At 44.9% G+C, this 12,002-nt stretch carries 12 protein-coding genes; 6 read left to right on the top strand and 6 right to left on the bottom strand.

From position 1 onward, the window contains the following. Positions 1 to 24 precede the first annotated feature (24 nt). The 6 genes from flgM to FDX11_RS24775 all read left to right on the top strand — a co-directional run bounded on the left by flgM (position 25) and on the right by FDX11_RS24775 (position 5,869). A complete protein-coding gene (flgM, locus tag FDX11_RS24800) occupies positions 25 to 312 on the top strand; it encodes a flagellar biosynthesis anti-sigma factor FlgM (protein WP_137398689.1) in 288 nt (95 codons plus the stop codon). Between the two features lie 12 nt (positions 313 to 324). Next, on the top strand, positions 325 to 753 hold the full coding sequence (gene flgN / locus FDX11_RS24795; protein WP_042310426.1) for a flagellar protein FlgN: 429 nt from the start codon (positions 325 to 327) through the stop codon (positions 751 to 753). A gap of 135 nt (positions 754 to 888) precedes the next feature. Beyond that, complete coding sequence (locus tag FDX11_RS24790; RefSeq protein ID WP_137398688.1) at positions 889 to 1,833, top strand: lysine-N-methylase; 945 nt, start codon at positions 889 to 891, stop codon at positions 1,831 to 1,833. Positions 1,834 to 1,889: 56 nt separating this feature from the next. After that, positions 1,890 to 4,463 (top strand): glycosyltransferase family 2 protein, encoded by a 2,574-nt coding sequence (locus tag FDX11_RS24785; protein ID WP_137398687.1) that lies wholly within the window; start codon positions 1,890 to 1,892, stop codon positions 4,461 to 4,463. A gap of 32 nt (positions 4,464 to 4,495) precedes the next feature. Next, positions 4,496 to 5,212 (top strand): class I SAM-dependent methyltransferase, encoded by a 717-nt coding sequence (locus FDX11_RS24780; RefSeq protein WP_233639317.1) that lies wholly within the window; start codon positions 4,496 to 4,498, stop codon positions 5,210 to 5,212. 27 nt (positions 5,213 to 5,239) lie between these two features. After that, entirely contained in the window at positions 5,240 to 5,869 is a 630-nt protein-coding gene (locus FDX11_RS24775; RefSeq protein ID WP_137398686.1) for a hypothetical protein, read from the top strand. A gap of 91 nt (positions 5,870 to 5,960) precedes the next feature. Here the strand turns inward: FDX11_RS24775 and FDX11_RS24770 are convergent, their stop codons facing one another. The 6 genes from FDX11_RS24770 to fliH all read right to left on the bottom strand — a co-directional run bounded on the left by FDX11_RS24770 (position 5,961) and on the right by fliH (position 12,002). Beyond that, the gene (locus tag FDX11_RS24770; protein ID WP_137398685.1) at positions 5,961 to 6,764 is read right to left on the bottom strand and encodes an FkbM family methyltransferase; all 804 of its coding nucleotides are present in this window, start codon (positions 6,762 to 6,764) and stop codon (positions 5,961 to 5,963) included. Positions 6,765 to 6,842: 78 nt separating this feature from the next. Beyond that, the gene (locus FDX11_RS24765; RefSeq protein WP_137398684.1) at positions 6,843 to 9,074 is read right to left on the bottom strand and encodes a glycosyltransferase family 9 protein; all 2,232 of its coding nucleotides are present in this window, start codon (positions 9,072 to 9,074) and stop codon (positions 6,843 to 6,845) included. Positions 9,075 to 9,114: 40 nt separating this feature from the next. Beyond that, positions 9,115 to 9,516 carry an adenylyltransferase/cytidyltransferase family protein gene (locus FDX11_RS24760; protein WP_137398683.1) on the bottom strand — a complete coding sequence of 134 codons (402 nt, stop codon included), beginning with the start codon at positions 9,514 to 9,516 and terminating at the stop codon, positions 9,115 to 9,117. Next, positions 9,513 to 9,956, bottom strand: coding sequence for a flagellar export protein FliJ (fliJ, locus tag FDX11_RS24755; RefSeq protein ID WP_042310438.1), 444 nt, complete (start codon positions 9,954 to 9,956; stop codon positions 9,513 to 9,515). Before fliJ ends, FDX11_RS24760 begins: the two co-directional genes overlap by 4 nt. A gap of 2 nt (positions 9,957 to 9,958) precedes the next feature. Further along, positions 9,959 to 11,299 (bottom strand): flagellar protein export ATPase FliI, encoded by a 1,341-nt coding sequence (gene fliI / locus FDX11_RS24750; protein ID WP_137366061.1) that lies wholly within the window; start codon positions 11,297 to 11,299, stop codon positions 9,959 to 9,961. Next, positions 11,292 to 12,002 (bottom strand): flagellar assembly protein FliH, encoded by a 711-nt coding sequence (gene fliH, locus FDX11_RS24745; RefSeq protein ID WP_061383093.1) that lies wholly within the window; start codon positions 12,000 to 12,002, stop codon positions 11,292 to 11,294. Before fliH ends, fliI begins: the two co-directional genes overlap by 8 nt.

The following is a 12,002-nucleotide window of genomic DNA, read 5'->3' as shown; positions in this document are numbered from 1 at the left end:
CAACGAAATATGTACGAGGTTGCTATGAAAATTACCCCAACTCTGCCAGGCAATCGTCCTGCATCGACAACCGAACAGGCGCGTGCAGACAAAAGCAGCGTGCAGACGAGCACATCCAGCTCTGCGGCGCTTTCCGCCGATGATATTACTCAGGCGGGATTGCAAACGGCGCAGCAAACGCTGAACAATGATACGCAAAGTGACGTTGATTACGACAAAGTGGCGCAAATGCAGGCCATGCTGGCCTCAGGCGATTTGCAGGTTGATACCGATCAATTGGCTGGGGACATGCTCAGCTTTTTCCAGAAATAAGAGGCTACAACAGTGAGTACCAGGCTACAGCAGGTGAAAACTCTGCTTCAGGGCATCCGCGAGGACGGGACGCGGTATGACGCGCTCAGACACCAGTTGGAACAACAACGTCTGTGTATGATCCGTCGCGACAGCGACGAGCTGCTGGCTGTCAATGAACTTATTCAACAGCATTATGAGCAGTTGCAAAACAGCAGCCAACAGCGCCGCTCGATCCTGCAACTGCTGGGCGTAAGCGTCAATCGTGCAGGGATAGAGCAGGTCTTTAGCTGGTTGCCGGGCGTGCAGAAAACTGCCGCAGAGGGCTGGTGGCAAAGCCTTGAGCAAAAAGCGAAACGCTGCAAGATGTACAACGAAAAAAATGGCGATCTGCTGATCCGTCAGTATGAGTTTATTCAGGCTTTTTTAGGCACTGAGCCAGATTTTATTTACCAGCGCTAAAACTTCCTTCCCTGACGCGGAAACCGACTTTCCGCGCCTCACCTAACAAATTGATATAAATACAATTAAATTTCAGGCATGGATATTGCACTGTTATAGCCAGATTTTGAACATTGGGATTACTGAGAACAAATTATGAGTATGATTGATTGTTATGAACCCGACTTTGTCCGGTTGTTTTTATCCCACCACCCGGATTCCGCTTTACTGGTCAACATGCGCTGGAAAACGGAAGTTCGTCAGAGTCTGAACTTAACCGATCCGGCCAGCTGTCAGGCTGCATTAGGCGATCCCAATGCCTTTGTCCTGCATACGTCAAAATGCGCAGCTGACCTGGACAGTCCGGCGTTATCCGCACGCGATCAGGTCTTGAATCAATCCGCTCTGAATACCATCACCCTTCCAGGTTTGTCGCCGGAACTGCGCCTGTATGCGCTGGGCATCATGCTCTCTTTTTCCGAGAAATGCCCAGGCGACAGCGACCCTACGCTTGAGAAGCTGGCCTCGCTACCACAAGTGCTGGCTGAACATGCAGAAAGTGGAAAACTGCAGGAGCAATTCGCACAACTGCCCAGCCTGCCCCAGTTGCAGCGGGAAATGATCACCCAAATGGGCAACTGTGATTTCAATTGGGAGCAGTTGCCGGAAAGTGCGCGTAAGCTGACCTTACCCCTGCAGATCAGCCTGCTGATGCTGCAAGATGCTAACAGTGAAGCCTTGCTCCAGCAGCAGTTGCAGGAGCAGTGGTTAATGACATGGGATCGCTATTTTGCGCAGGAGAGCTGGATTTTCAGTAACTACCTGATTTATCGCTTGTATCACGACACTTTCCCGCAACACGACGATGAAAGCCCGCTCCAGCGTTTCTTCTGGCTGGTCGCCGATGTCTTTATGATTCGCACACTCTTTTGCCTGTGGACAATGGACGATTCCACATTAAGCCACGACGAAATTTATGCCCTTTTCGCGCTGTTTGAAGCCTGGCGCAATAGCGAGAATGCCAACTCGCTGCGCCAGCATATTCTGAACATACTGCCCGGAGACCCTCTGCTCTCGGCGTTTTCCCTGATTACACGTTAGTGCCTGTTGACCGGGTGAATGCCCGGTCCTTTTTCGAATCACGAATACACATCACTATGCCTGAAACCTCTAAAGCTCGTTCCGCCCTGACCGGCATTGTCAAAACGCTGGATACTGGCCGTGAAAAGCCATTTGTCAGCGTTGTCACTCCCACGTGGAACCGCGCCGCTTTCTTACCCTATTTACTGTACATGTACCGGTATCAGGATTACCCAGCCGACCGCCGGGAGCTGGTGATCCTCGATGATTCCCCGCAAAGCCATCAGTCGATCATCGACAGGCTGACGCAAAACCACCCTGAGAAATTTAATATTCGCTATATCTATCACCCGGAAAAGCTCGACCTGGGCAGAAAACGCAATATGCTCAATGAGCTGGCGTTAGGTGAATATATTTTGTGTATGGATGATGATGATTATTATCCATCAGATAAAATCTCTTACACCATTGAGATGATGCAGCGCCACCGGGCGTTGATTTCGGGTTCCGATCAGATCCCCATCTGGTATAGCCATATCAACCGCTTGTTTAAAAGCCGCAGCTTTGGCCCGCAAAACATTCTCAACGGCACCTTTTGCTACCATCGCAATTATTTGAAAAAGCACCGTTACGATGATGAATGTAACTTAGGCGAAGAAGAAGGATTCACCAATCAATTCACGGTGAATCCACTACAATTGCCGGGCGAGCGCACCATTATTTGTATCTCGCATAGCCAAAATACGTTCGATAAAGACTTTGTATTGGGAAGCAGCGAGCCGCAGGAAACCTCGCTGGCACAGGCGGTTACCGACCCGATGCTAAAAAACTGGTATCAAAGCCTGCATAACGCCACGCATCATCAGCCGATCCACTGGGATTACATTGATCAGGTGGTGATCGTGAATCTGGATTCACGTCCGGATCGTTTAGCGCACATCCAGCAAGAGCTGACGTTTCTTAATTTCCCTGCGGAAAAGGTTACCCGGCTGGCCGCATCAGTAGCAACCAATGGCCAGATTGGTCGCCGTCAATCCCATATGCAGGCGCTACAGCTGGCGCAGAGTAAGGGCTGGAAAAACTACCTGTTATTTGAAGATGACAGCGTGATCCTCAAACAGGAAAAGCATATTCGTGTACTTAACTCGCTCCTGAGCGCGTTACCTAATTTTCCGTGGGAAGTGGTTATCCTCGGCGGAGAAATTAAACAAGGCAGCGAACTGAAAAGCCTGCAGGGTATGATCCATGCCCGCGACTGCAATAAGGTTTGCGCCTATCTGGTAAACAGCCGCTATTACCCGACGCTGACTCAGCAAATGGAGCATGACCTCTCAGACACCCTCGAAGAGCAATGGCAGCCGCTGCTACGTGAAGGAAAATGGCTCTCGTGTTATCCGAGCATTTGTTATCAACGCGCGGGATATAGCGATATCGAGAAGAAAGAAACCGATAACATCGGCTACTACTTCAATAAAATTAATAAAAAACCCGAGACCGTCAACGCGCTGGTAAGCAACTCGCTACCTTCGACTTCCACTCATCTCGATGCCATTGGCTTCTATATGGAAACGTCGCTGCATTACGCGGTGTACCGCCCCATTATTCGCGCGCTGCAGGCGATGGGCCATACATGCTCGTTGTTGGTAAGTGACAAAATACACAAGTCGTTTCTGGATGAAATGACGGCAACGATTAAAACCATTAACGACCCCGCGCTGGGCGGAACACGTCTTTCTACGGTCATTGAGCAACGCCAGCGTTTCAAATGCCTGGTCAGCCCTTACTATACGCCGTTGCTAAACGGACTGGCGGATACCCATGTGCGTGCCATGTATGGCCTGGCGAAAGAAGAGTGGAACCATGCCTGGTGGAACGCTTTTTATCATCGCATCCTGTGTTACAGCCACTATAGCCAGCACGCGCTTGATATTGGCGGCAGTGCAAAAGTGGTCGGCAATCCGCTCTTCGATGAGTGGCACAACCACACTTTTGATAACACGCTGCCAAAAAGCCTGAAACTCAATGCGAAAAAACAGACCATTCTGTATGCGCCAACCTATGGTGCGCTAAGCTCCCTCCCCCATTGGGCGGAACAACTCAGCCGGTTAAGCCATGAATATAATATCGTCACTAAATTGCATCATGGCACACAGCACAGACCGGAAGAAGCCGCCTCTCTGGCGCTGGCGCAGCGCTATTTAAAAAACAGAATTGACGATCCGCAGAACCTGCTGGCGCTTATTGCGCAGGCGGATTACGTCCTGACAGACAGCAGCGGCTTTATTTTTGATGCTATTCATATGAATAAACGCATCATTTTACTGAGCTGGCCCAACATGAATTCGTTGCTCGATGGTCAGCAAAGTTTCTCCACTCCTGACAGCGCAGATCAACGTATCCGGGACATTCTCCCTGTTGCTGATGATATGCAAACACTGCGTGCTGCGTTATCCGATACGTTTGACTGGGCTGCGCTGGAAGTGTCATTGACTGAGATTCGCCAGCACTATTGCGATGCGTTTATGGATGGCCGAGCGGGTGAGCGAGCGGCGCAGGTAATCGCTAAAACGATTTGTCCGGAAGATGTTACGGATCAAAATGTCTTATTACACAGCCTACAGAAAAAATTATTCAATTTAACATCTAACTGACATCATAAATTATCTGGAGTAACAGAGTGACGATGGATATAAAAAAAGTTGAAAAAATATCACTATGTAAAATATGCAATTCCGAGGCATCGTTGTATGGCGTTATTGATTTCAACGAGTTACATGGCAGGCATGGACTGAAATCTAAATTATCGGGCCAACCTATCTACTATCATCGATGTGAAAACTGTGGATTAATTTACACTAATGCTTTTGATCACTGGAATGAAGATGACTTCTCTACATACATCTACAATGACGAATATATCCATATTGATCCAGACTTCCCTGAATTAAGACCTCAACAGAATGCAAGATTTTTGATTGAAAATTTTTCTGATATTAAATCATATCATATGCTAGATTTCGGTTGTGGAAATAATAAACTAGTCGATTTACTTAAAGAAAAAGGCGTAGATGCAACTGGCTGGGATCCTTTCTATCAAAATGATTCAATGCCGCAGGAGAGATTTGAGTTCATTGTCTCTTTTGAAGTAATGGAACACACACCTGACCCGATTAAAACGGTATCATTAATTGATAATTTATTAAATAGTAATAATGGTAAATTTTTCTTCTCAACATTAAATAATGACTCACGACTGCATCTCAAAATGGATGATTGGTATATACTTCCCAGAGGCGGGCATGTTAGTTACTACTCAACAAAATCGTTGAACATTCTATTCCGCAAATTCAACATGGAGGTCCATCATATATGTGACGGCCTTCACCTGGCATTTAAATAAGACAAACAACAATCAAAGTGAACATCTATGTCATCAAATCAGGTTAATGCGAAAAAATTTCTAAGCTCATTAAAACATCTTAGTACTGAGCTAGTAAAATTAAGAAATAACGATACGATTGATAAAATTAAAAATTTATTTGTTGCATATACCGATTCATTAGAAGAAAGCAATGAACTAAATGACCTCATTAGCAAACTTATAGAACTATCAGAAAGAAACATCGATGATAATGATATTGATCATTTTATTTGCCTAATATCCAAATACTGGATAATGATATTAATGAAGAATATTCATATTGTATTCTTTGGTAACTTGAGTAATGCCTATAAGTTGTCCAACACTATCCACAATTTTTCGGAGGTGCAGCATGTCCCTGCCGATCAAGATATCGATACAAGCAGTATTACCGCTCTAATACCACAGAGTGTTTTCACATTAGTTATCTATGACGATATAGGCAGCAAAATTCTATCGCAACGAAAAAACCTTAACGTTTTTGACTACATCTATTTAGATGATATATTTATAGATACAATTGGAAGAACTACAAAGGATAAAATAAATTATTTAATCAATAGACATAACTTGTTGCGTAAGAAGCATTATATTTTATTGCCAATATATAGTATTATCACCTCAATTCACCATTAATTAATTCTTCATACAATACTCAATAAAGACGGATCTTCTCTCCGTCTTTATTTAACAAAAGAACATCTGATTTGCTCAACCTATTTCAAGACTATTTCACCCCTGTTATTTCATTAAGTGTCGGATCGCTATTATGAATGGCCAAAGCATTAATTCCACATGGAAAAACTTTATATCCCATACCGATAAGGAAATTGTTTATTTTTTCCTTATCCGATTTTATTGTCTCCACCAATATAATTGGATGATGCTTACATATTTGCTCTATACCACCTTGTAATACATCCATCTCCATACCTTCGACATCAATTTTAATGAAATCGAGCCGAAGTAAATCTAAAGAATCAAGAGATATTACAGAAACTTCATCACAATCATCATCACTGTAAGAAACATATTGCCCAATAAATTCTGTACCTATTTTTTGCTTTAGCTCCAAACTACCAAAGCTTGCGCTACGGTTATAATCTGGGCGAGGAATAAGCATCTTACCTGTTTCAGCACCTAAAGCGGACAGTTTTGCCTGAGCATTAGTGCAATTATTAATGGCAATATTTCCAGCTAGTGCATAGAAAATCCTCTCCTGAGCTTCAAAACTCAACACTGATCCCCACCCTTGCATATAACGAGAGCACTCTAATGTATGGACACCAATATTAGCACCACCATCAATAACAAACACGCCATTACCATAATATTTTCGACGACATGATAACAGTTGTAAAATTAAGGAAATCTCGTCGACATCGAAGCACGCACTATTGAGAATATGATAGCCCACGCCATAATATTCATTATTATCTTCATTTTTGTTATAATCATTTCTATTTACGATCATTGTGCCATGATGTGAGGCACTGAGGACAAACGACAGTTGGCGTGGGGCAAAAAACATAAAGAATCCTATCTGTTAATAGTCGAATAGTTTTACTATACAATATATAACTCTTACAAAGTAATTATAAATATTTAATCACCCTGTATGAACCGTTCCGGAATAACGCTGCAGAACAAATTTTTTAGAAGATAAAAAAGACATAATTTCTGGGAATAAATTTTCGGCAGAATAACTTTTTATGCAGGAGTAGCGAAATTTATCACCTTGCACATCACCTAATGGACACCAATTATTCAGTCGACGCATTTGAATATTTGTACCAAGTACATCTCGACAGAATTTTGAATCTATAGCCAGTTGCATACAGTGACCATATTTACATTTCAGATTCACGCATAAAGCATTCCATCCCAACCTTCCATGCCGATAGGGAATACGCTTATACCCGGGCACAATCGAGTAAAGTGAAACAATAGCTATATCAGATGCGCCAGCTAATGCAACAGGCCCAGAATCGGTGGCGACCAGTAGCTGACTTTTTCTCATCAAATGTATGGTTTCAAGAATTGAGAATTGGTCCACCGCATTAATGACTGCCGGATGAGTGAACTCATGCACCTGTGTTTCAGCATATTTATTATTGGTACTTCCTATTGCGACAACTTTCCAACCTAAATGGATAAATTTCTCTGCCAGAATATTCCAGTTCTCACCAGACCAAGTACGATTTGGATCACCTATGTTGGCATGCAATAATACAATATTTTCATCATTAAAATTATTTATGGTACAGAATTCATCAACCCGAGTAAGATCATGTCTACTCAGGTCAATATCCATGCTCATTTCTTTTGGATTAATTTTCGCGCCAACACTACGTAAACAGGCATCGATCTGATGGCAATCTGCCAAAATATGTAAAATCTCGCAAAAATGTGCACTACGTTGTGTTTCCTCATAGAAGTAATCAATTAAAGCATGATCTGAAAGATCTTCAATGGCAATAACCTTATCTATCCACGGATTACATCGTGCTAATTCTGTGTAAGCTCGGTGCGTCACGAACGTTATTTTCTTCTTTGTAACAGCATAAAGGGCCTTAACTGCTGATAATGCAAACATGCAGTCGCCCAATGAGGATTTCATTTTGATAAGAATCATTTCATCGAGCTGTTGTTCATCATTTCCATTTAACAGATTTTTTGTTTCACTGCTATAGAGAATGTCACCCTGATAACCAACAGAAAAAATTAGTTCTCCAAATTGTTTAGTGCTATGAAAAGACAAATCCTCGTACAAAAAAAAATAAGAAATTCGATTTGTAGGAAATGCCAGCAAGTATAAATCAGGATGCCCTGAAATTTTTTCAGGAACGACACCAAGCGCATGAAGAAAAAACATAGAGCACTGTTCTTCATAGCTTATATTCAGATATTCACGACCAGACAAGTATTCTCGGTAGTCATCAGAGGCGTTAACACAATTAATAACCAATCGAGAATACTGATTCAAGACATCCTGCGTTGATATGTACTCATCAAAATGAAAACCAAAATCTCTTTTACTCGATTTAAACTGTGCTGACTTTCGGTAAGTCGCGTCAGCATAAGTTAACATTAATATATTATCTGCAACATATTTTTTTAGGCGTAGAAAAATATCCCCGGTGATACCAAGTATCTTCATGTACAGTAACTGTACTTTTCTATCTGTTTTCTTAATGCATTCATAATCAATAGGTAACGTATTCTTAAGTAACTTATCGGTAAAGCTTTTATTATTATTCTCAGCCAATAAACATGGGCGAACCATATGATAGTCAGTATCAAACAGATAGTGCCAAAAATAAAACATAAATGCCGTATCAAAACGGAATAAATATTTCAAGTCAAGATTCTCAATCATCAACTGAAACTCATTGAGCAAACGAGTTATTGAGGATTTTAGAGTTTCCCTCTTTAAATTTAAAAATTCCTGACGACAAAGAAGATCTTCTACAACACCATCCCATACGTGTAGCTTTATATTAGTAATCGTTTTAATTTTATTGATATTACGTATAAGGTTAAAAGACAAAATAGATATAAATGAAGCTGTTACTGGAAAATGCATTTCAATATGCGAAAAATTTTTTTCAACTATAGTATTGCACAACTTCATGATTATATGATCATAGTAATCATGATGGTGCTTGTATGGTATAATTAGTGCACGAGTCACTGATAGTACATCTCCGTTTAATCGACTAGCAAACGGAGAAATAAATATCGATTGACTATTTTCTTTTTCAAAAGAATCTATGTGGTTTAATAACTGTTGTTCAAGAGTGAAAAATATTTCTGATATATATATTTTTAACATCTTCATAATTCATCCTTACTGCAAAAATAATCCCATCAAAACATTATTAATGAGTTGAATCAGCTTGAATAATTTCTATTATCGAAGTCGTTGATATCGATGGTGTTCTTGGGAAATAGATCACTTCGCACAGGTACGACAAACTATCAAAGCGTCCTGCCCAGTCATCGCCCATCACCAGCGTATCGGCGTTAAACTGGCGAATATAATCCGCTTTTTTCTCCAGCGACTCTTCGAGAAACACACTGTCCACGCATTTCAGCCCGGCAACAATCCCCATACGATCGCTTTGGCTGTAAACCGGCATCCGGCCTTTTTTCTGCATATTTAGCGCATCGGAAGAGATACCGACAATCAGTCGCTCACCCAACTGCCTGGCGCGTTCAAGAATACGCAGATGTCCAATATGAAAAACATCAAATGTGCCGAAAGTAATGATCGTTTTCATACCAGTCCCAGCGTCTTCTGTCTTAGCCAGCATTGCGCGGCTATTTCATCTACGGCTTTTTGCTCTTTTACCTGCGCCTCATTGCTCAGCGCGTAACGCTTATCTGCCAACGTCATGGCAACAATTTTCTCTTCGCAGGCCGCGGCAACCAGATTTTTTTGAATACGCTGCTCTTTGATTTTAGCCAGCGTTTTTTCCTGTTCTTGCCAGGCAATTACCGTGCGCAGCGTACCTTTGTAACCCGTGACGTTTTTAAGTGATTCAACGGAAGGGGTGTCAACGCCGGTGCCGGTTTTTTGAATAAGGTAGCCCAGCGCTTTTATGTTATTGTCAAAACCGGTACAGACCTGCTGCTGTTTAGCCAGTTGGACCGTCATGTCTTTTACTGATTTATCCCGCAGGCGCTGCAATTGCGCCAGGGTATCAATAATTTGCCGCATGATTATTTACCTTCCGTTTTCTTTGCCTGGGGGAAAAGGGCCTGTAAGCGACTTTGCACCAGCTCAAGTGAGGCGGGTTCACTCACCTCCTGACGCAGAAAACGCTCGATAGCGGGGAACACTTTGACGGCTTTATCAACGCTGGGGTCGGCTCCGGCAACATAGCCTCCCAACGGGATCAGCGGCTTAATTTCCATATAGGTGGCGTAGTTTTGTTTCAGCAGACGGGCTGACTGTTGGTGTTCGTTGGGCGTAACCTGCGTCATGCATCGACTGATCGACTGCCCAATATCGATGGCTGGATAATGCCCGGCTTCCGCCAGCTTACGGGTCAGAACGATATGCCCATCCAGCACCGCGCGCGCGCAGTCAACGATCGGATCCTGCTGATCGTCCCCCTCCGCCAGCACCGTGTAAATGGCGGTCATTGAACCTTCGCTTTCGCTGTTGCCCGCGCTTTCCACAAGCTTTGGGATCATGCCGAACGCCGATGGCGGATAGCCTTTCGTCGCCGGAGGTTCCCCTAATGACAACGCAATCTCACGCTGCGCCATGGCATAACGGGTTAACGAATCCACCAGCAGTAAAACGTGATGCCCGCGATCGCGAAACCAGGCCGCGATAGAGTGGCACAGCTCGGTGGCTTTCAAACGCATCAACGGCGACTCATCCGCCGGAGCCGCGACGACGATAGATTTTGCCAACCCTTCCGCGCCCAGTGAATGATCGATAAACTCTTTCACCTCGCGGCCACGCTCACCAATTAACCCCACCACCACAATGTCGGCCTTGGTCTGGCGGGTGATCATCCCCAACAGCACGCTTTTTCCCACGCCGCTGCCGGCCATTAATCCCACGCGCTGGCCTTTACCGATAGTGAGCAGACCGTTGATTGCTTTTACGCCAACATCCAGCGGTTGGTTTACCGACCGACGCGTGAGGGGGTTGATAGACGGCGCCTGAGGTGGCAGCACGTCATTGCCGGTCAGACGACCTTTGGCATCCAGCGGTTCGCCCAGGCCATTGACCACCCGCCCCAGCCAGCTTTCGCTAATCAGGATCTCCTGGGCTTTTTCTTCGGGGAATACGCGCGCCCCCGCCATCAGTCCGACGGGGTGTTTGAAGGGCATCAGGTAGGTGATATCACGATTAAATCCCACCGCCTGCGCGTCAATCAGCGTATGGTTGGCGCTTTCAACGCGGCACAATTGGCCCGTTACCAACGGGCAGCCCACGCTCTCCAGCAAAATGCCGTTCACGCGCACCAGTCGCCCGGCAACCCGGGCTAAAGGAATCGACTCAATGGAACGCAGCGCGTTGTCGAAGCTGGAAAGGTCACTCACCCGTCGACTCCGGCAGCAGCGACTCTTTGAGCGCCGACATACATTGCTCGAGTCGATGCTCGCAGCCAATATCCAGCTCGGATTTATCGGTAATCACCCGGCACTCGCCCGCCTGCAGATCGGGAGATGGCGTCAGTCCCCATGCGGTGACCTTCTCAGGCGCGACATCTTTGATACGGTTAAATTCTTCGTTACTCAGCAGCACCTGTAGCGACTCAGGCATCGCCGGAAAGGCCGAAATAGCCTCTTCGACCAGCGATAATAGCTGCGTCGGTTGCAGCGCCAGCTCGCAACGAATCACCTGGCGGGTAACCTTTTCAACCAGCTGCAGCAGGTCTTCCCGCTGTTTACGCTGGATGTGCGCGAGATAGTCATTCACTTTGCCGGAGATAGCTTCCAGCGGCTGGGCGGCTCGTTCAAACTGCTTGCGCCCTTCTTGCTGTCCGGCCAGGCTGCCTTCAGTGTATCCCTGACGACGCCCTTCATCGTGCCCCTTCTGATGCCCCTCCTGAAAACCCTGCTCCTGGCCTTCGGTCATCCCCTGCTCAAAACCTTTTTGCAGCCCTTCCTGGAAGCCATCCATCAGTTGGCGCTGATAATCCGCTGGGGTAATACCCGGCGTGAGCTGTTCAGCCTGGAGATGGCGCTGGCGAGGAGGAAAACGATGCAGCCGGTAACGACCACGAATGGTTTCAATCGCCAT

Origin of the sequence: Citrobacter sp. wls714, from assembly GCF_005281025.1 — a bacterium.
Taxonomy (GTDB): Bacteria; Pseudomonadota; Gammaproteobacteria; order Enterobacterales; family Enterobacteriaceae; genus Citrobacter; species Citrobacter werkmanii.
Note: the sequence above shows the minus strand (reverse complement) of the source record. Positions and strands in the feature narration are given on the sequence as shown.

Coding starts and splice junctions, on each gene's coding strand:
- flgM (WP_137398689.1), top strand. CDS start 25: ATGAAAATTACCCCAACTCTGCCAGGCAATCGTCCTGCATCGACAACC.
- FDX11_RS24790 (WP_137398688.1), top strand. CDS start 889: ATGAGTATGATTGATTGTTATGAACCCGACTTTGTCCGGTTGTTTTTA.
- FDX11_RS24785 (WP_137398687.1), top strand. CDS start 1,890: ATGCCTGAAACCTCTAAAGCTCGTTCCGCCCTGACCGGCATTGTCAAA.
- FDX11_RS24780 (WP_233639317.1), top strand. CDS start 4,496: ATGGATATAAAAAAAGTTGAAAAAATATCACTATGTAAAATATGCAAT.
- FDX11_RS24775 (WP_137398686.1), top strand. CDS start 5,240: ATGTCATCAAATCAGGTTAATGCGAAAAAATTTCTAAGCTCATTAAAA.
- FDX11_RS24770 (WP_137398685.1), bottom strand. CDS start 6,764: ATGTTTTTTGCCCCACGCCAACTGTCGTTTGTCCTCAGTGCCTCACAT.
- FDX11_RS24765 (WP_137398684.1), bottom strand. CDS start 9,074: ATGAAGATGTTAAAAATATATATATCAGAAATATTTTTCACTCTTGAA.
- FDX11_RS24760 (WP_137398683.1), bottom strand. CDS start 9,516: ATGAAAACGATCATTACTTTCGGCACATTTGATGTTTTTCATATTGGA.
- fliJ (WP_042310438.1), bottom strand. CDS start 9,956: ATGCGGCAAATTATTGATACCCTGGCGCAATTGCAGCGCCTGCGGGAT.
- fliH (WP_061383093.1), bottom strand. CDS start 12,002: ATGGCGATTGAAACCATTCGTGGTCGTTACCGGCTGCATCGTTTTCCT.